We start from the raw sequence: 20,046 nt of genomic DNA, 5'->3' as shown, positions 1-20,046 counted from the left end.
GTGTTCCTCACACTTAAGGTGTTTGTGGGCGCCACGGCTCGATTAAAGCATCTAGATTTAGCGAATCAGCAAAGTCTAAAAACTGATCGCGTAGCCAGTTGATTTGCGTACTGGCCAATAAGGTCACGGTAATAGTGGCGTTGAGCATGGTGGTATCGGTTTGTGGCGCTTGATAAGTATCGTAAGTAATGTTTTCTAAGCCAATCTGGTGATTCGCAAAGAATTGGCATAATTCTGCGAGAATGTCTGGACGATATAACGCGCTGACATAAACAATATAAGGCAGCGCTTGCGGGCGCTCTTCTTCATCTTCGCTACGGGTGTGAGTCAGTTGTAGATCATGGCGCTTGGCTAGAGAGGTTAAACTGCCCTCAAGACGCGCTAAAGCATCCCAAGAGCCGCCTGCTTGAACAACTAAGACACTGTATTGGCCGTGGCGAGTTAAGCGGCTGCTGATCACTGAGCAGCGGTTTTCTTGGCAGGCACGGCAAATCACGTTAGTCAGTTCTAATGGATCGCGGCCAGTGGCGCTGATTAATAGGTATTGATCACGTAACGGGAGAACAGACATTTAACATTCCTGCAAAGATTTTGAGCGTATTTTACGCCTCTAAGAGCGCTAGGGTAACGAAAAGAGACGACAAGTGGAATGGCAAAGACGCGAGCAGTGCTTGTGCAAGGCGAAAGGCATCAGTAACATTACTGATCTCTTATATTTCTATTATATTTTGGCAGGAGCGGTTGCATGATTTCGGGCAGTATGGTCGCAATAGTTACGCCCATGGATGCGCACGGCGCACTTGATTGGCAGGCATTGACTAAGCTTGTTGATTTTCACTTGCAAGAAGGTACCGACGCATTAGTCGTTGTGGGTACTTCTGGTGAGTCGGCAACTTTGAATGTTGAAGAGCATGTTGAAGTGATTCGTCGTGTGGTGGATCAAGTCAAGGGCCGCATTCCTGTGATTGCCGGTACTGGCGCCAACTGCACACGTGAAGCGGTCGAATTAACCCGCAATGCAAAAAGCGTTGGTGCGGATGCGTGTTTGTTAGTGACCCCGTATTACAACAAACCGACCCAAGAAGGTCTCTATCAGCACTTTAAACATATTGCTGAAGCCGTAGCGATCCCGCAGATTTTGTATAACGTACCAGGCCGCACGGTCTGCGATATGCTGGCGGACACTGTCGTGCGCCTGTCTGCAGTACCCAATATCATTGGTATTAAAGAAGCGACCGGTAACATTGACCGTGCTAAAGATATTATCGCCCGCGTACCCAGCGATTTTTATGTGTATTCTGGTGATGATGCGACCGCCTATGAGCTGATGTTGGCTGGCGGTAAAGGTAATATTTCAGTGACGGCCAATATTGCGCCGCGTGCGATGCATGAGCTGTGCCAGTTGGCTATGGCTGGTGATGCAGAGGGAGCAAAAGCACTCAATGACCGTTTAATGCCGCTGCATGAGAACTTATTTCTAGAAGCCAATCCAATCCCTGTGAAATGGGCATTGCAACAGATGGGCTTAATTGAGCAAGGCATTCGTTTACCGCTGACCTGGTTCAGTGAGCAATACCATGACACTTTACGCCAGGCCATGCGTCAGTCCGGCATTTTGAATTAATTTGAGGTTTTAAAACGCATGAAGCGATTTGCCGGAATATGTGTGCTAGCAGTCACTGCCAGCAGTGTTACAGGCTGTGGATGGTTGATGGGTAAAGACGGCTACTTTCGTGACCGTGGCGGTGATTATCTTGAGGCGCGTCCGACGCCAGTAATGCAGTTGCCTGCAGGTACGCAAGCCAAGCATCTTGATCCGTTGCTGCCCATTCCGCACCGTATTACCGCGGCGGCACCTACTGACGACTATAAAGTGCCGCGTCCACAGGCTTTGCCAGCCAGTGCTTTCTCAGGTGATTTTAGCGTTCAAAAAAGTGGCTCTTTAAGCTGGGTCGTGGCGCAGCGTATTCCTGCGCAAGTCTGGCCTGTAGCGCAACAGTTTTTTGAGGAGAATGGTTTTAAAATTGCTGAGGAGCGTGCGCATTTGGGTGAGTTTACTACTCAATGGCAGGCTCCAAGTGAGTTCAACGCTGGGCTGGTTCGCCAGTTGTGGGGCAGTGCACCGAATGATTTACAAACGCGCTTTCGCGTGCGTATTGAGCCTGGTGTGCAGCGCAACAGTAGTGAGATCTTTATCGATCAAGCTCAGCGCAACACCAGCAGTCAAGTTGCTGCGCCTTGGTCGGAAAACTCAACCACCAACAGCACTGCTGCCGTGTTACTCGAAGAGCTTAATGTCTACCTAGCGCAGAGCAATGAAAAAGGTGATTCTGTCTCATTGTTGGCCAGTAAAACCTACGACACGCCTAAGCGTGTGACCTTAATTGATGGCGGTAACAACACTAAGGTGTTGCGCTTGGATGCCAGCTTTGATCGTGCTTGGTCGAGTGTAGGTCGTGCCTTGAGCGCCGCAGATATTCGCGTTGATGACCTCAACCGCAGCGCCGGTGTTTACTACATTGATTTGGCTGAAGGTGCGAAGAAAGAAGAGCCAGGTTTCTTTAAGCGTTTATTTAGTTCTAAAAAGAAAGCTGCTGAAACAGTCAGCAAAGAGCGCTATATCGTGCGTTTGACGGCAATTAACCAGCAAGTGTTCGTCAGCGTTGAGCGTGACTTAGAGACTTTAGCGCCTGCCGATGTCAGCTTGCGCGTTTTAGAGCAGTTGCGTAGCAATTTAGACTAGTTTCAAGCTATTCAATTCACCAGCAGGCGAAACGATGATTTCGCCTGCTGCGTTTCTAACTATAGGATTTTTGCAATGAGTCAGCAGCCTCCACTTAGCCTCAAAAAACTCTATTCAGGCAAAGTTCGTGACCTTTATGAAATTGATGATCAGCGCATGCTGATGGTCGCCAGCGATCGTCTGTCTGCATTCGATGTGATTTTGCAGCAGCCCATTCCAGACAAGGGCAAGATTCTCACAGAGATTTCTAACTTTTGGTTTAACAAGCTTGAGCACATTATTCCAAACCATTTTACCGGTGATCAGGTCAGTGACGTGGTCAGTGCGCAAGAGTTGCCGTTGGTGGAAGGCCGTGCAGTAGTGGCCAAGCGTCTTAAGCCGGTTGCTGTTGAAGCCATTGTGCGCGGCTACTTAGTCGGTTCAGGTTGGAAAGAATACCAGCGCAGCGGCACGGTTTGCGGCATTCAATTACCAGCAGGCCTACAAGAAGCACAGCAGTTGCCGGAGCCTATTTTCACCCCGTCAACTAAAGCTGAAGTGGGCGACCACGATGAAAATATTAGCTTTGCTCAGTGTGCTGCGATTATTGGTGAAGATTTAGCCAAGCAAGTGCGTGATGCATCATTAGCGCTATACCAAGCAGCAGTTGAGTACGCAGCAACCCGCGGCATTATCATTGCCGATACTAAATTTGAATTTGGCTTAGACAATGACGGCACTTTGACTTTGATGGATGAGGCATTAACGCCAGACTCCAGTCGTTTTTGGCCAGCAGACAGCTATCAGGTCGGCACTAACCCTCCGAGCTTTGATAAGCAATTTGTGCGTGATTGGTTAGAGAGCAGCGGTTGGAATAAAGAGCCACCAGCGCCTGCCATTCCAGCGGATGTTGCGCAAAAAACGGCGGATAAATACCGCGAAGCGTTGCAGCGTTTAACTCAGTAGTCAGTCACCGCTACAGCGGTGTTTGATCGCTCTTTATTTGTTGAGAAAGGTTGCTTAATGTCGGCTTCATTTGTTCATTTGCGTGTGCACAGCGAGTTTTCAGTGGTAGATGGCTTGGTGCGCATCAAACCCTTGATTAAAGCAGTCAGTGACGCTGGTATGCCTGCTGTGGCAGTCACTGATCAGAGCAATATGAGTTCGCTGGTGAAGTTTTATACCGCCGCGCAAAAAGGTGGGGTGAAGCCGATTTGTGGTGCTGATATTTGGCTCGCTAGTGCTGAAGAAGATGGCCCGCTGACGCGGATGACCTTGTTGGTGATGACACCACAAGGTTATCGCAATCTAACCGAGTTGGTTTCCCTTGGTTTTACCGATGGTCAACATAATGGCTTAGCAATCTTGCAGCGAGACTGGGTAAAACAGGCTGCTACAGGTTTGATTGCGCTGTCTGGGGCAAAAGATGGCGAAATTGGCTTGGCCCTGCTAGCCGGTGATACGGCTAAAGCGGCTGCGTTGCTGTCTGAATGGCAAGCTGTATTTGGCGATCGTTTCTATTTAGAGTTGCAGCGCACGCAGCGCCAGAATGATGAAGAGCATGTCCATGCGGCGGTTGCTTTGGCGGCCGAGACTGGTGTGGCTGTGGTGGCCACTAACGATGTGCGTTTCTTACAGCAAGATGATTTTGCTGCACATGAAACCCGTGTCTGTATCGGTGAAGGCCGAACTCTGGATGATCCGCGCCGTCCGCGCATTTATTCGGATCAGCAGTATCTGAAAACGCCTGCAGAAATGGCTGAGCTGTTTGCCGATATTCCAGAAGCTTTACGCAATAGCGTTGAGATTGCCAAACGCTGCAATATCGAAGTGCAGTTGGGTACACACTTTTTGCCAGACTTTCCTGTGCCAGAAGGCATGACCATTGATGAGTATTTGCGTCATGTGTCGTTTGAGGGGCTAGAAGAGCGCCTGTCAGTGACCTTACCCAAAGATACCCCTGATTATGCTGCTAAGCGTAAAGTCTATGATGATCGCCTGAACTTTGAACTGGATATTATTATTCAGATGGGCTTTCCTGGTTATTTTTTGATCGTCATGGACTTTATCCGTTGGGCGAAAAATAACGGTGTGCCGGTCGGGCCTGGCCGTGGATCGGGGGCCGGCAGTCTGGTGGCTTATGTACTGCACATTACCAACCTTGATCCGCTGCTGTATGACTTGCTGTTTGAACGCTTTCTTAACCCAGAGCGGGTTTCCATGCCTGACTTTGACGTCGACTTCTGCATGGATGGCCGTGATCGGGTGATTGATTATGTGGCCAACACTTATGGGCGTACCGCGGTTAGTCAGATTATTACCTTCGGTACCATGGCGGCTAAGGCGGTGGTGCGCGATGTCGCGCGCGTGCAAGGCAAAGCCTACGGTTTAGCGGATCGCCTGTCGAAGATGATTCCGTTTGAAGTGGGCATGACGCTTAGTAAAGCATTTGAGGCAGAAGAGGCGTTACGCGATTTTCTTGCGGCCGATGAAGAAGCTGCAGAAATTTGGGCAATGGCACTCAAATTGGAGGGTATCACTCGCGGCACAGGTAAACACGCCGGCGGCGTAGTGATCGCCCCCACTAAACTGACGGACTTTTCGCCGATTTCCTGCGACGAAGAGGGTGCCGGTCTTGTTACCCAGTTTGATAAAGATGACGTGGAAGCAGCCGGGCTGGTGAAGTTTGACTTCTTGGGTCTGCGTACTCTGACCATTATTAAATGGGCGCTAGAAAACATTAACCGCGACCGTGCTAAGCTGGATGAGCCGCCGCTGGATATCGACTTTATTCCGCTGGACGACAAGCCAACGTATCAAATGCTGCAGCGCGCAGAAACCACAGCGGTGTTCCAGCTTGAGTCGCGTGGTATGAAAGAGCTGATTAAAAAGCTTAAGCCCGACTGCTTGGAAGATCTTATTGCTCTGGTGGCCTTGTTCCGTCCGGGTCCACTGCAATCGGGCATGGTTGATGATTTTATCAACCGTAAGCATGGCCGTGCTGAGTTGGCTTACCCGCACTCTGATTATCAATATGAAGGCTTGAAACCTGTTCTGGCACCCACCTACGGGATTATTTTGTACCAAGAACAGGTCATGCAAATTGCTCAGGTGATGGCCGGTTACTCCTTAGGCCAAGCAGATATGCTGCGCCGTGCCATGGGTAAAAAACAGCCTGAAGAAATGGCGAAACAGCGCGGTGGTTTTGTTGATGGCTGTACCGCCAATGGCATTGATCCGCACCTGTCCGGTAATATTTTTGACCTGGTAGAGAAGTTCGCAGGTTATGGTTTTAACAAGTCGCACTCGGCGGCTTATGGTTTGGTGTCTTATCAGACAGCCTGGTTAAAACAGCATTACCCTCCACAGTTTATGGCCGCCGTGTTATCCGCTGATATGGATAACACCGACAAAGTCGTCATCCTAGTCGAAGAATGCCGCAGCATGAAGTTGCGCATTATGGCACCAGATGTGAATCAGTCTGAATACAAGTTCACTGTTAACTCTGAGGGGAATGTGGTTTACGGTCTTGGCGCGATTAAGGGAGTCGGTGAAGGCCCGGTTGAAGCCATTGTTGCCGCGCGCGGTGAGCGGCCGTTTACCGATTTATTCGACTTCTGTGCGCGCATGGATTTAAAACGCATTAATAAGCGCACGCTGGATGCTTTGGTGCGCAGCGGTGCATTGGATCGCATGGGTCCATACTTTTCTGATCAACTCGATGAGTATCAAGCGGGCATTGATCGCAACCGCGCCGTGCTGCTGGCAGCGATGGAAGAGGCCATTCAGACCGCTGATCAAGCTGCACGCAACCGTGAAAGTGGCCACATGGATTTGTTTGGCGAGATGTTCGCTGAGGAAGAAGTAGATCTATATGCGCAGTATCGCAACGCGCGTGAGTTGACCTTAAAAGAACGCTTGAAAGGCGAGAAAGAAACCTTAGGTTTGTACCTGACCGGCCACCCGATCGATGAATATGAGGGTGAGGTCAGACGTTTTGCTCGCCAGCGTATTATTGATTTACGACCTGCTCGAGACACCCAGACAGTTGCTGGTTTAATTGTTAACTTGCGCGTGATGCGCAATAAAAAGGGCGACAAGATGGGTTTTATTACCCTTGATGATCGCTCCGCGCGTATTGAGGCATCGCTGTTTGCTGAAGCCTTTAATCAAGCACAAGCCTTACTGCAAACCGATGCCTTAGTGATTGTTGAAGGTGAAGTCAGTCATGATGATTTTTCCGGCGGTCTGCGTTTGCGTGCTAAGCGTGTGATGGGGTTAGAAGAAGCGCGTACCAGTTTGGCGCAAAGTTTACGCATGAATGTGTCTGTGACAGACTTAAGTCGTGACAGTCTTACGCGCTTAAAAGCATTACTATTGCAGTATAAAGGTGCGTGTCCACTGACAGTGCAGTACACCGGTGCCAGCGCCACAGCTTTGTTGGAGTTTTCTGAACAGTGGAAAATAGAGCCCACAGATGACTTGATTCAGGCGTTACGTGACCTGTTTGGTAAAGATAACGTCTTTTTACACTATCGTTAACACATCGACATGTGTGATGGTCAGCCAACAGGCTCGGCCCATACAGAATTTGGTGATTTACGTTGTTACTTTCGCGTAAATCTTAAACATTGCAACACGGCCTAACCGCCGTAACAAAAAAATGGATGCCCCTGATGAACCCTAGTTTTTTGGATTTTGAACAGCCCATTGCCGATCTTCAGGCGAAAATTGAAGAGTTACGTTTGGTAGGTAATGACAACGACTTAAATATTGGTGAGGAAGTTGCGCGTCTGCAAGAGAAAAGTAATGCGCAGACTAAAAGCATTTTTGCCAACTTAACCAGCTGGCAAATTGCCCGCATGGCGCGTCATCCGCAGCGTCCTTACACGCTGGATTATATTGAGCATTTATTTACTGAGTTTGAGGAGCTGCACGGCGACCGTCACTTCTCCGATGATGCCGCGTTAGTTGGCGGTATTGCTCGCTTTAATGACAAACCGGTGATGGTGATCGGTCATCAAAAAGGCCGTGAAGTACGCGAGAAAGTGCGTCGCAACTTTGGTATGCCGCGCCCTGAAGGCTATCGTAAAGCCTGTCGTTTAATGGAAATGGCTGAGCGCTTTAAAATGCCAATTTTGACTTTCATTGACACTCCCGGTGCTTACCCTGGGATTGACGCTGAAGAGCGTGGCCAAAGTGAAGCCATTGCTTGGAACTTGCGGGTGATGTCGCGCCTGAAGACACCGATTATCTCAACAGTAATTGGTGAGGGCGGTTCGGGTGGTGCATTGGCGATTGGTGTGTGCGACCGTTTGAATATGTTGCAATATGCGACTTATGCCGTTATTTCCCCTGAAGGCTGTGCGTCGATCCTCTGGAAAACTGCAGAAAAAGCCCCTGATGCTGCCGAAGCAATGGGTATTACTGCAGAGCGTTTACAGGGTTTGAAAATCGTTGATCACGTGATTGCTGAACCACTTGGTGGTGCGCATCGCGATCTTAAAACGACCGTTGAGTCGATTCGTGAAACCTTGGCGGTACAGTTGGATGAGCTGTTGACCTTGGATACCGACGAATTGTTAGCGCGTCGTTACGAGAAGTTGATGGGCTTTGGTATCGCTTAATTGCCACTGCTTGCAGCACTGGCGTGCCCTAAGTCTTTACTTGGGTGCGCCTTGCAGCCCTGTTCTTGTGGCTGTTTCTTATGCTAGACATTGAAAAACACATCCTTGATAAACTGTTGCCTTGGCGCGACAGATCTTCGTTTTGCATCGCTTTTTCCGGTGGCATGGATTCGACGGTGCTGCTGCATGCGGTTGCACGTCTCGCCAAGCAGCATCGGTTGCCTCGGTTGCGGGCCATTTATATTCAGCATGGCTTGCAAGAGGCGGCGCAGGCTTGGCCAGCACATTGTCAGCGGGTGTGTGCCGAGCTGCAGGTGCCGTTGAGTGTGATTGAAGTTGATGTTGCGCAGACTGCCAGTGTTGAGCGAGCAGCGCGTGAGGCGCGTTATGCAGCCTTTGCTGAGCATTTGCACAGTGACGAGGTGTTGTTGATGGCGCAGCATTTGGATGATCAAGCAGAAACTGTTTTGTTTCGTCTGTTACGTGGCGCTGGCGTCTCAGGTTTGCGGGGTATTCCAGCGCAGCGTACTTTGCGCGCTGGGCATTTGCTGCGACCGTTATTAGGCATCAGTCATCAAGACTTGCAAGGCTATGCACAGCAGCAGGGTTTGCAGTGGATTGAAGACCCGTCCAATGCCAGCGATGGCTTTGCTCGTAATTATTTACGTCAGCAAATTATTCCACGCCTACAAACCCGATGGCCGGCTTTGCGTAGCACCTTGCAACGTACCGCGCAGCATATGCAAGAAGCACAACAGTTGTTAGATGAACTGGCTGAATTGGATTTAGAGCATGCTCAGGTACAAGCGCCTTTAGCTTGGCTACATTTACCAAGCCTTGATTTAAGTGTTGTGCGTGACTTGTCCTTGGCGCGGCAGAAAAATCTATTACGTTATTGGTTGGCTGCTTTTACCTTGCCGCCTGACAGTGCCCACTGGCAAAGTTGGCAGACATTACGCGACGCCAAAAGCGCTGCCAAGCCACTCTGGCGTTTGCAGCAAGGCGCTTTACTGCGCAGTCAAAATACTTTGTATTGGTTGCCGGAAGAATATCTCGATGAGCCGCCTGTACTGAACTTAACTATTGGTTGCGCTGGACGTTATCAGTTAGCAAATAATGGCTATTTAACCGTTAGTGGTGAGTTACATGCACCGTTACAGATCAGTTATCGACAGGGCGCTGAGCGTCTATTGATTGCTGGGCGCGGCCATCGTGATTTAAAGCGTCTTTTGCAAGAAGAGAGGATACCTGCTTTTCTGCGAGGGCGTTTGCCGCTGGTTTTTCAGCAAGGACAGTTGTTGGCGATCGCTAATCTGACGCATTTAAATCATGCAGCACTTGGCTCGGTAACAATTGATTGGCAGCTTATTGCAGAGAATCAGCTAGACTCAAAAAAGATGCGAGTCTGAGCGAGTAAGCTGTTGTTGCTTGATCAGTGAGTGGTCTTGGGCAATTAAACGTAGAAAAGATGTTTTTTAGTGGTTTCTTGGTTTGAGTCATAAACAGCTTTCGCGTAGACTATTCTCCCGTCTATTAGTTGATTAGTGCAGGTGCTTAATTGCTCCTGTAGCGCTTGGTTTTAATTGCAAATTATCAAGCACAGCTTTCAATGCTTATCTTCGGCGGTTTGCCGCCTAAACGCAGAATCCAGGGTTATTTATGACGCGCTACATCTTCGTCACAGGCGGTGTTGTTTCTTCATTGGGGAAAGGTATTGCCTCAGCTTCATTGGCCGCTATTCTTGAGGCGCGTGGCTTAAAAGTCACCCTGCTAAAACTCGATCCGTACATCAACGTTGATCCGGGTACCATGAGTCCGTTCCAGCACGGTGAAGTCTTCGTGACGCACGACGGTGCCGAAACTGACCTTGATTTAGGCCACTACGAGCGCTTTGTGCGCACCACCATGACGCAAAATAACAACTTCACCACCGGTCGTGTGTATGAAGAAGTCTTGCGTCGCGAGCGCCGTGGCGACTACTTGGGTGCAACCATCCAAGTCATTCCGCACATTACTGATGAAATCAAGCGCCGTATTATTAAAGGCGCTGGTGATGCTGATATCGCCATGGTTGAAATCGGCGGTACTGTCGGTGATATCGAATCACAGCCATTCCTTGAAGCCATTCGTCAGTTGCGTGTGGAAGTAGGTGCCAAGCGCGCCATGCTGATGCACTTAACCTTAGTGCCGTACATTGCGACTGCTGGTGAGACGAAAACCAAGCCAACTCAGCACTCAGTCAAAGAGTTACGCTCGATTGGTTTGCAGCCTGATGTGTTGGTGTGCCGTTCTGATCGTTCGATTGATATTTCTTCACGCCGCAAAATTGCCCTCTTTACTAACGTTGAAGAGCGTGCAGTGGTTAGCCTGCCCGATGTGGATACGATCTACAAAATCCCAGGTATCTTGCACAGCCAAGGCTTGGACGATTTCGTTATGGAGCGTTTCGGCTTAGAGTGCGATGGCGCTGACTTGGCTGAATGGGATCGAGTGATTGATGCCAAGCTTCACCCTAAGCAAGAAGTGACGATCGCCATGGTTGGTAAATACATGGAGTTACTGGATGCCTACAAATCGTTGATTGAAGCGATGAGTCATGCCGGCATTGAAACGCAAACTCGGGTGAAAATGCTGTATATCGACTCCGAAGACCTTGAGAATCAAGGCACTGAGGTGCTCGAAGGTGTGGATGCAGTATTAGTGCCGGGTGGTTTTGGTCTGCGTGGTGTAGAAGGCAAGATCAAAGCGGTGCAGTACGCACGTGAAAATAACATTCCTTACCTTGGTATTTGCCTCGGTATGCAGGTTGCGGTAATTGAATTTGCACGCAATGTGCTGGGTTGGGCCGATGCCAATTCGACAGAGTTTGATAAGCACAGCGAGCATCCTGTTGTGGGCCTGATTTCGGAGTGGCAAGATGCAGATGGCAGTGTTGAACAGCGCACTGAAGATGCAGATATTGGCGGCACCATGCGTCTTGGCGCGCAAGAGTGCCAGTTAATTCCTGGCACCTTAGTCCATGCAAGCTACGGCAAAGACTCCATTGTTGAGCGCCACCGTCATCGCTATGAAGTTAATAACCAGTTGTTGCCACAGTTGATCGAAGCAGGCTTAAAAGTATCAGGCCGTTCTGAAGATGGCGCACTGGTCGAAGTGGTCGAGGTTGCAGATCATCCTTGGTTTGTCGCATGCCAATTCCACCCGGAGTTCACTTCAACCCCGCGTGATGGTCACCCATTGTTTAAAGGTTTTGTTGAAGCAGCACTCGCCTATAAAGCAGGTAAAGCATGAGCCAGAAAATCATTCGTGTCGCCGATATTGAAATTGCCAATGACAAGCCCTTTGTCTTGTTTGGCGGCATTAATGTAATTGAGTCCCGTGATTTAGCCATGCGCGCCTGTGAAGAATATGTGCGCGTGACTGAAAAACTAGGGATTCCTTATGTGTTTAAAGCCAGCTTTGATAAGGCCAATCGCTCATCGATCAACTCTTTCCGCGGTCCAGGTCTCGATGAAGGCCTGAAGGTGTTTGAAGAGATCAAACGCACCTTTAATGTGCCGGTGATTACCGATGTGCATGAGCCGTATCAGGCGCAGCCGGTGGCTGAAGTCTGTGACATTATTCAGTTGCCCGCGTTTTTATCACGCCAAACTGATTTGGTTGTAGCCATGGCGAAAACCAATGCGGTGATTAATATCAAAAAAGCGCAGTTTTTAGCGCCGCATGAGATGAAACATATCCTCACTAAATGCGAAGAAGCAGGTAATGATCAGCTGATTCTCTGTGAGCGCGGTTCGGCGTTTGGCTACAATAACCTTGTAGTGGATATGCTCGGCTTTGGCATTATGAAAGAGTTTGAGTATCCCGTTTTTTTTGATGTCACCCATTCACTGCAAACGCCAGGTGGCCGTGCTGATTCAGCCGGCGGTCGTCGTGCGCAGGTGACTGAGTTGGCGAAAGCGGGTATGAGTCAAGGCTTGGCTGGACTGTTTTTAGAGGCGCATCCTGACCCAGATAATGCTAAGTGCGATGGCCCTTGTGCCTTGCGTTTAGATAAGCTTGAGCCGTTTTTAACCCAGCTTAAGCAGTTAGATGATTTGATTAAAAGTTTCCCCACCATTGAAACAGCTTAAGGCGATTACTTCGTTTTAGGTTTGACCCAATACAGTATGGAGCGTGCAGAACAATGGCAAAAATTATCGACATCAAAGGTCGTGAAGTCTTAGATTCCCGTGGTAACCCTACCGTAGAAGCCGATGTTATTTTAGAAAATGGCATCATTGGTAGTGCTTGTGCTCCTTCCGGCGCATCAACAGGTTCGCGTGAAGCGTTGGAATTGCGCGATGGCGATAAAAGCCGTTACATGGGTAAAGGCGTACTTAAGGCTGTAGCCAATATCAACGGTGCAATCCGTGACTTGCTGTTAGGCAAAGATGCCACTGATCAGCAAGCGCTTGATCGTGCCATGATTGCTTTAGATGGCACTGAAAACAAAGCCTCATTGGGTGCCAATGCTATTTTAGCGGTGTCATTGGCTGCTGCGAAAGCTGCTGCTCAAGCCAAAGGTATGCCTTTGTATGCGCACATTGCTGAGCTTAATGGCACACCAGGCGTGTACTCCATGCCGGTACCAATGATGAATATCATCAACGGTGGCGAGCATGCTGATAACAACGTTGATATCCAAGAATTCATGGTGCAGCCGGTTGGTGCGAAAACCTTCTCTGACGCGCTGCGCATGGGGACGGAAATTTTCCACCACCTCAAGGCTGTTTTGCAGGATCGTGGTTTAAGCACTTCGGTTGGCGATGAAGGAGGTTTTGCCCCGAATCTTGCATCTAACGAGGCGGCGCTTGCGGCCATTGCTGAAGCTGTTGCTAATGCCGGTTACAAGCTTGGTGAAGATGTCACCTTAGCGCTTGATTGTGCGGCCAGTGAGTTCTACAAAGATGGTCAGTACGATCTGGCTGGCGAAGGTAAAAAGTTTGATGCACAAGGTTTTGCTGATTACCTCGCAGGCCTAACTGAGCGCTTCCCAATTATCTCCATCGAAGATGGTATGGATGAGTCTGATTGGGCAGGTTGGAAAATCCTGACCGACAAAATTGGTGAGAAAGTCCAGTTAGTCGGTGATGATTTGTTTGTCACCAACACCAAAATCTTGCAGCAAGGTATTGACACGCAAACAGCTAACTCTATTTTGATTAAATTCAACCAGATTGGCAGCTTGACGGAAACCCTAGAAGCCATTCAAATGGCTAAAGCGGCTGGTTTTACTGCGATTATTTCACACCGCAGTGGTGAAACAGAAGATTCAACCATTGCTGATTTGGCGGTGGGCACGGCGGCGGGACAAATTAAAACCGGTTCATTGTGCCGCTCAGATCGCGTAGCTAAGTACAACCAACTGCTGCGCATTGAAGAGCAATTAGGCGGTCAAGCACCTTATCGCGGACGTGCAGAGTTTCGCGGCTAATGTGCAACCTCTGTGAGCGATGCATGTCACAGTAGCTGTGATGTTCAAAGGGCAGCCACATCAGCTGCCCTTTTCTATGGAAGACCGCTATGAAGAAAGAACCCTACTGGTTGTTGATTGTACTGCTCGTGTTGCTTCTCGGGTTGCAGTACCGTCTTTGGCTGGGGGATGGTGGCGTCGCGCAAGGTGTGCAGCTGATGCAGCAAATTACTGAGCAAAAAGCCGAGAATGAGCGCTTGTTTGAGCGCAATCGGGTCATGGATGCGGAAGTGATGGAATTGAAAAAAGGTATGGAAACCGTTGAAGAGCGTGCTCGCTATGAGTTGGGTATGGTCAAGGAAGGGGAGACTCTCTTCTTGTTGGCAGAATGACAACTCCGTCATTTTGGCTAGTGATCCCAGCCGCTGGGATTGGCAGTCGTATGCAGGCGCAATGCCCAAAGCAATATTTGACTGTCTCCAATAAAACGATTCTTGAACTCACGTTGAGCTGTTTTTTAGCGCATCCAAGTCTGCGCGGAATTGTCGTGGCGTTGGCTGAGCATGACAGTTGGTGGTCGCAGTTAAAGGTTGCCGAGCATCGGCTGATACAAACTGTTGTCGGCGGTGCTGAGCGGGCTGAGTCAGTGCTCAATGCCTTACTCGCACTGCACGAAAGTGGCGCTCAATCCGACGATTGGGTGTTGGTGCACGATGCCGCACGACCATTACTTGAGCGTGATGACTTAGATCGCTTACTGAGCCGCTTAGCCGATGATCCGGTTGGTGGTTTGTTAGCCGTGCCTGCGCGCGACACATTGAAACAGATTGACGCCAGTGGGCGAGTGGTTAAAACCATTGATCGCAGTGTGATCTGGCAAGCGTTAACGCCGCAAATGTTTAAGCTCGGTCAATTGCAACGAGCGCTCGCTGATGCGCTACAAACTGAAGTGGCGGTGACTGATGAGTCCTCGGCGATGGAGTGGGCAGGTTTTTCTCCTCAGGTTGTTGAAGGCCGCTCCAGTAATATTAAAATCACCCGCCCAGAAGACTTGTTGTTCTTGCAGTCGCAATTATCTCTTAGGTCTTCGTCTCTGTAGTCAGCCTGCAGCAGTGTGAAGGCATTCGCTTTATAAGTTTTCAGTCTTGTGCTTGCTTGAATGCCTGCCAACAGTGTCACAGCGCTTGAATTAGGTTTTGCTATAGTGAAACTTGAGTCTGTAGCGCATGGTCTATGCGCTGTGCCTGCATTTAATTTGAGAGAAGTCATGCGCTTACAAAATAAACCACAGATGGTTGAGGCCGTGATGTTTTTCACGGACCAGAAAATCTCTAAACAGATGCTGTATCCAGAGTTTGAAGCGGTGCTGGATGGCATGGTCAATATGCCTGAGTTTACTGATCAGCAAATGCAAGCGGTGTATGTGCTGATTAATCCCAGATTATTAGTGCGCTCATTGGTGTTCTTTTATATAGATTTTGATGAGAAAGGTGCCGCTGATCCGAGCTGGAACATCCCTTTACGTCATTTAGCTGAGCGCGCAGGGCGTGGGCCTGATCTTGGTGCCGGACCTATCCGCTTGGCGTGTCGCAGTCAATCATCGGTGCCTTGGCATCAAATGCATCTTTGGGATCCAGACTTATCACCCAAGCAGAATCACGTTTTGATGGTGCGAGATGCAGTTAAATCGAATACTTTGGGATTATTGTCAGATGACTTGTATGAGCCATTTGTTGTTACTGAGCAGCTGACAATAGCTGCCGAGGATCGTTGGGAATCAGCTTCGCAAATGGATGCTAATGCCGCAGAGCTTGAGCGTGAAAAAGATCAAGAGCAACGGCATAAAGCAGCGCAAATTATTAAGCAGCAAAGGCTGCGGATTAGTACTTTAGAAGCTCAGCACGAAGAGCAGCTGACAAAATTACGCGTTAAGTATCAAAGTGAGCTTGGCGTACAGCAGCAAATCCAGCTGAAATTACAACAGCATTTACAGCAACAAGAAAACTTGAACGCTGAGCTTAAACAGCAACTCACTCAACAAGCAGAGAATTTAAATACTTTGCGTGCGGATTTACAAGCGCGTTTGCGTGCTTTTGAGCAACATGAACGCGAAGCGGTTGAGTCATTGCGTGTACAGTTTGATCACGAGTTACAGGCACGTATTGCTGTTGCCGTGGTTGAATATAAAGAGCAAGTGGCCATTCGGGATGTGGAACTTGCCTATAAAACAGAGCATGAGCAACAACTAGAAAATGAGTTGGCGCAGTTGAAAAAACAACTGCAAGATCAAGCTGGACAAAGCGGTGAACAGATTTTAGAGCGGCTCAGTCGTTCTGGTATGGTGTTTGTCGCTTGTCATCCAGGAGTCGGACATATCACTATTCCATTGCAAGATATGACTCTTTATCAACAAAAAACGATGCAATATGTTGCTAAAAAATGCGCAGTGACTGAAGATCAGTACATACGTTGGTTAGCGCATTATGAAGATCCTGTGTGTTCTGCCAAGTTTGATGATCATACGCAGTGTGGTTTACCTCTGGCGCGTGAAAATACGCCTAGTGGTTTTGTTGAGGGCGAATCAAACCGCTGTTCAAAGCACAAGAAAATATAGTGATAAGGCTGAGGGGTTTCCCTATAAGCCTTGTTATGATTTAACAAGAGTATGGAAACGCATGAGCAGTTACCTAAGTCCACTGCAGTTGAATGGTTTTACGTCGTTAAATGCCTTATCTGCTCAGCAGTACAACGAGCTTAAAGCAGAGTTGCTAATCCAGCCCTTTTTGGCTGGGCAAACAGTTGTGTGCTTGTCTGAGAGTTTGAAAAAAACCTGTTTTTTAGTTTCGGGTGACTTGTTTTATCAATCCGCTGAAGGTGCTGAGATCTATATCGAGGCTGGCAGTGAAGAAAGTCAGCATGCGCTTCCTGCCAATACCGCAGAACCTTATACTTTAGTGGCTGCGACCGATTGCAGTGTAGTGTTGATTGAGCGTAGTCGTTTAGCAGGCTTGCTGACTTGGCGCCAGGCATCGCAGGATTTGCTTCTAGAGCTTGAAGCTGAAGGCGAAGATATGGAGTGGCTATCAGCGCTTCTTGATAATCCGCTATTTTCCCGTGTGCCAGCAGTCAACATTCGAGAAATGCTACAGCGTTTACATCGCCTTGATTTGCCACAAGGCAGTGCTGTGCTTGAAGAAGGCGGGCGTGGAGATCGCTGTTATTTTCTGCGCAGTGGCAATGCTGAGGTCACTCAGGGTCGCGATGGGCAGGAACAAGTGCTTGCGCAACTATCAATGGGTGCTTGCTTCGGCGAAGAGGCGTTATTAAGTGATGCGCCGCGTAATGCAACCGTTACTCTGTTAGAAGACAGTCGTGTGCTATACCTTGAGCGCGCTGATTTTTTAGAGTTGCTCAAAGCTCCGGTAACTGAAGAAGTTTCATTTGCTCAAGCAGGGCAGCTATTAGCGCAAGGTGCGCAGTGGTTAGATGTGCGTCGCTTAGATGAATACGAGCGCGGACATGCAGCACAAGCCTTGCACATGCCGTTGGACTTGTTGCGGTTAAAAGAGCGCTTACTGGATAAAGATAAAATTTATTTGTGCTATTGCGATGATGGCAAGCGCAGTCAAAGTGCTGTTTTTCTGCTTACTCAATTGGGTTATCAAGCGTATGCATTAAGAGGCGGTACTGACGTTTTATCAATAATGCCGCGCGAAGCGTTTTTGTGCGAAGACGGTTCGGGTTATTTGCTACGTTCTGGAGGGCGTTTTGAGCGCAGCAGCTAATTATTGTGATAGTGCTGAGTCAGTATGCAAACTGTAATGTGAGTTGTGCGGTTTTATGCTTTTTTAGTGGGCGTGAATACTTGCCCACTCACTCCCCGAGGAATCACTTCAATCGCACCGCCACTGTCCAGAAATTGCGCAACCTGTGCATCTAAAGATGCGCTGGTTTGTTGCGCTGCAGGTGTACTGCGCTTCTGGTTAGAGCCTTTCACTCGTGTATTAGACATAGCTGATACTCGATCTCAATAGGAAATATAGAATCGAGCATACACAGATTTTTTCCAGTTCGCTGAGTTGTCGGTGAAATCTATGCACTGGTCTATCTAATCAGCGCCATCTGCTATGCTAGGAGCATCTATCTACTTTGGAGAACACCATGATTAAGTCTCGTGCCGCAGTGGCATTTGGTCCAGGTCAGCCATTACAGATTGTTGAAGTGGATGTCGCTCCGCCACAAGCCGGTGAAGTGCTGGTACGTATTGTGGCCAGTGGCGTGTGCCATACGGATGCTTTTACTTTATCCGGTGATGATCCTGAAGGCATTTTTCCAGCTATTTTAGGCCATGAAGGTGGCGGTATTGTTGAGGCTGTCGGTGAAGGTGTCACCTCACTTGCCGTCGGCGATCATGTGATTCCTCTGTATACCGCCGAGTGCCGTACCTGTAAGTTCTGTACTTCAGGTAAAACCAACCTGTGCCAGTCCGTGCGTGAGACTCAAGGTAAAGGTTTGATGCCGGATGGCACCACGCGTTTCTCTTATAAGGGTGAGCCGATTTACCATTACATGGGTACTTCAACGTTTTCTGAGTACACCGTTGTAGCTGAAGTATCGCTGGCTAAAGTACCAAAAGATGCACCGCTAGAGAAGATCTGCTTGTTGGGTTGTGGCGTAACTACAGGCATTGGTGCTGTGCTCAACACCGCTAAAGTGGAAGAGGGTGCAACGGTAGCGATTTTTGGCCTGGGCGGAATTGGTTTGGCGGCGATTATTGGCGCGAAAATGGCTAAAGCCAGCCGTATTATTGCCGTTGATATTAACCCGGGTAAGTTTGATATTGCCCGTGAACTCGGTGCAACCGATTGCGTTAATCCTAAAGATTTTGACAAACCTATCCAAGAAGTGATCGTCGAGATGACCGATGGCGGCGTCGATTACTCCTTTGAATGTGTCGGCAATGTACAGTTGATGCGTGCTGCGCTTGAGAGCTGTCATAAAGGCTGGGGTGAGTCAGTGATTATTGGTGTCGCGGGTGCTGGGCAAGAAATCAGTACCCGTCCGTTTCAGTTAGTGACTGGACGGGTCTGGCGTGGTAGTGCCTTCGGTGGAGTCAAAGGCCGTACTGAATTACCAGGCTATGTAGAAAAAGCGCAAAGTGGTGAGATTCCGTTAGATACTTTTATTACTCACACCATGGGTTTAGAAGATATTAATAAAGCATTTGATTTGATGCACGAAGGTAAGAGTATTCGTAGCGTTATTCATTTTTAATCAACAACCACATGAGTTAGGGCAGGCAGTTAAGTTTTGTTTGTCCTGACCTATGTCTTTGGAGGTAATGATGTCGTTACAACAACTGTCAGCTAATAAAGTCTTTGGCGGCCAGCATTTACGCTATCAGCATCAGTCCAGTGTGCTCAATTGCAGTATGCAGTTTGCCGTGTATCTACCGCCGCAGGCTGATTTGGGTAAGCCTTTGCCAGTACTGTATTGGCTGTCCGGATTAACCTGCACCGATGAAAATTTTATGCAAAAAGCCGGAGCGCTGAAAGCTGCTGCAGAGCTAGGTTTAATTATCGTTGCGCCAGATACCAGTCCCCGTGGTGAAGGTGTTGCGGATGATCCAGAAGGCGCTTGGGACTTTGGTTTGGGCGCCGGTTTTTATATCAATGCCACGCAAGAGCCCTGGGCTCAACATTACCGTATGTATGATTACGTGGTTAATGAGCTGCCTGCTTTAGTTGAAAAGCATTTACCTGTCTCGGATAAGCGCAGCATCAGTGGTCATTCGATGGGTGGTCATGGCGCCTTAATTGCTGCTTTGCGTGAGCCGCAGCGTTATCAATCGGTTTCAGCTTTTGCGCCGATTTGTCAGCCCACTCAGTGCCCTTGGGGTGAGAAAGCCTTCTCTAACTACCTCGGTACTCAGCGTGAGAGCTGGATGGAGTGGGATGCCAGTGCGTTAATGGCGCAAGCAACTCAGCATCTGCCAATGCTGATTGATCAAGGTGAGGCGGATAACTTTTTAGTCGAGCAACTTAAGCCTGCCGCTTTGCAAGATGCCGCCGAGCGTGCAGGCTATCCACTCACATTGCGGATGCAGCCGGGCTATGATCATAGCTATTACTTTATTGCCAGCTTTATTGATGAACACTTGCGGTTTCATGCGCGAGCTCTCTGTTCGGCATAATGCTGTAATGATTTACAGGCGCTTCAGGCCAACAATGCTGAATATGTGT

17 protein-coding genes are annotated in these 20,046 nt (G+C 48.9%); 15 read left to right on the top strand and 2 right to left on the bottom strand.

The genetic code is table 11. The features are described 5' to 3' along the window. Window positions 1–13 precede the first annotated feature (13 nt). Entirely contained in the window at window positions 14–571 is a 558-nt protein-coding gene (locus H591_RS0109350; RefSeq protein WP_022966689.1) for a glycine cleavage system protein R, read from the bottom strand. A gap of 174 nt (window positions 572–745) precedes the next feature. Here H591_RS0109350 and dapA point away from each other — a divergent pair, with 174 nt between their 5' ends. From dapA to H591_RS0109285, 13 genes are all read left to right on the top strand, one after another. Next, a complete protein-coding gene (gene dapA / locus H591_RS0109345; protein ID WP_022966688.1) occupies window positions 746–1,624 on the top strand; it encodes a 4-hydroxy-tetrahydrodipicolinate synthase in 879 nt (292 codons plus the stop codon). Between the two features lie 18 nt (window positions 1,625–1,642). Beyond that, the gene (gene bamC / locus H591_RS0109340; RefSeq protein WP_022966687.1) at window positions 1,643–2,743 is read left to right on the top strand and encodes an outer membrane protein assembly factor BamC; all 1,101 of its coding nucleotides are present in this window, start codon (window positions 1,643–1,645) and stop codon (window positions 2,741–2,743) included. Between the two features lie 75 nt (window positions 2,744–2,818). Further along, a complete protein-coding gene (locus H591_RS0109335) occupies window positions 2,819–3,688 on the top strand; it encodes a phosphoribosylaminoimidazolesuccinocarboxamide synthase (RefSeq protein ID WP_022966686.1) in 870 nt (289 codons plus the stop codon). Between the two features lie 57 nt (window positions 3,689–3,745). Continuing rightward, the gene (gene dnaE, locus H591_RS0109330) at window positions 3,746–7,264 is read left to right on the top strand and encodes a DNA polymerase III subunit alpha (protein ID WP_028244322.1); all 3,519 of its coding nucleotides are present in this window, start codon (window positions 3,746–3,748) and stop codon (window positions 7,262–7,264) included. 134 nt (window positions 7,265–7,398) lie between these two features. After that, window positions 7,399–8,349, top strand: a complete 951-nt coding sequence (locus tag H591_RS0109325) for an acetyl-CoA carboxylase carboxyltransferase subunit alpha (protein ID WP_022966684.1) — start codon at window positions 7,399–7,401, stop codon at window positions 8,347–8,349. A gap of 80 nt (window positions 8,350–8,429) precedes the next feature. After that, complete coding sequence (gene tilS, locus H591_RS0109320; protein WP_022966683.1) at window positions 8,430–9,758, top strand: tRNA lysidine(34) synthetase TilS; 1,329 nt, start codon at window positions 8,430–8,432, stop codon at window positions 9,756–9,758. 250 nt (window positions 9,759–10,008) lie between these two features. Further along, a complete protein-coding gene (locus H591_RS0109315) occupies window positions 10,009–11,640 on the top strand; it encodes a CTP synthase (RefSeq protein ID WP_022966682.1) in 1,632 nt (543 codons plus the stop codon). Further along, entirely contained in the window at window positions 11,637–12,482 is an 846-nt protein-coding gene (gene kdsA / locus H591_RS0109310; protein WP_022966681.1) for a 3-deoxy-8-phosphooctulonate synthase, read from the top strand. The genes H591_RS0109315 and kdsA overlap by 4 nt, the downstream gene beginning before the upstream one ends. A gap of 53 nt (window positions 12,483–12,535) precedes the next feature. Then, on the top strand, window positions 12,536–13,825 hold the full coding sequence (gene eno / locus H591_RS0109305) for a phosphopyruvate hydratase (RefSeq protein ID WP_022966680.1): 1,290 nt from the start codon (window positions 12,536–12,538) through the stop codon (window positions 13,823–13,825). Between the two features lie 89 nt (window positions 13,826–13,914). After that, window positions 13,915–14,196: a cell division protein FtsB gene (gene ftsB, locus H591_RS0109300; RefSeq protein ID WP_022966679.1), complete on the top strand. Its 282-nt coding sequence runs from the start codon at window positions 13,915–13,917 to the stop codon at window positions 14,194–14,196. Further along, window positions 14,193–14,903: a 2-C-methyl-D-erythritol 4-phosphate cytidylyltransferase gene (gene ispD / locus H591_RS0109295; RefSeq protein ID WP_022966678.1), complete on the top strand. Its 711-nt coding sequence runs from the start codon at window positions 14,193–14,195 to the stop codon at window positions 14,901–14,903. The genes ftsB and ispD overlap by 4 nt, the downstream gene beginning before the upstream one ends. A 168-nt stretch (window positions 14,904–15,071) precedes the next feature. Continuing rightward, a complete protein-coding gene (locus H591_RS0109290) occupies window positions 15,072–16,418 on the top strand; it encodes a hypothetical protein (protein ID WP_028244321.1) in 1,347 nt (448 codons plus the stop codon). A gap of 61 nt (window positions 16,419–16,479) precedes the next feature. Then, complete coding sequence (locus H591_RS0109285; protein WP_022966676.1) at window positions 16,480–17,589, top strand: cyclic nucleotide-binding domain-containing protein; 1,110 nt, start codon at window positions 16,480–16,482, stop codon at window positions 17,587–17,589. A 53-nt stretch (window positions 17,590–17,642) separates the two neighbouring features. Here H591_RS0109285 and H591_RS16065 read toward each other — a convergent pair whose 3' ends face one another. Continuing rightward, entirely contained in the window at window positions 17,643–17,816 is a 174-nt protein-coding gene (locus H591_RS16065; protein ID WP_022966675.1) for a hypothetical protein, read from the bottom strand. A gap of 149 nt (window positions 17,817–17,965) precedes the next feature. On the opposite strand from H591_RS16065, the gene H591_RS0109275 reads away from it, so the two are divergent. Together H591_RS0109275 and fghA are read left to right on the top strand one after the other, a co-directional pair. Continuing rightward, the gene (locus tag H591_RS0109275) at window positions 17,966–19,078 is read left to right on the top strand and encodes an S-(hydroxymethyl)glutathione dehydrogenase/class III alcohol dehydrogenase (protein ID WP_022966674.1); all 1,113 of its coding nucleotides are present in this window, start codon (window positions 17,966–17,968) and stop codon (window positions 19,076–19,078) included. A 70-nt stretch (window positions 19,079–19,148) separates the two neighbouring features. Continuing rightward, the gene (gene fghA, locus H591_RS0109270; protein WP_022966673.1) at window positions 19,149–19,997 is read left to right on the top strand and encodes an S-formylglutathione hydrolase; all 849 of its coding nucleotides are present in this window, start codon (window positions 19,149–19,151) and stop codon (window positions 19,995–19,997) included. Window positions 19,998–20,046 lie beyond the last annotated feature (49 nt).

Source organism: Denitrificimonas caeni DSM 24390 (assembly GCF_000421765.1).
Classification (GTDB): Bacteria; Pseudomonadota; Gammaproteobacteria; order Pseudomonadales; family Pseudomonadaceae; genus Denitrificimonas; species Denitrificimonas caeni.
This window is presented reverse-complemented; position numbering and strand designations above follow the sequence as displayed.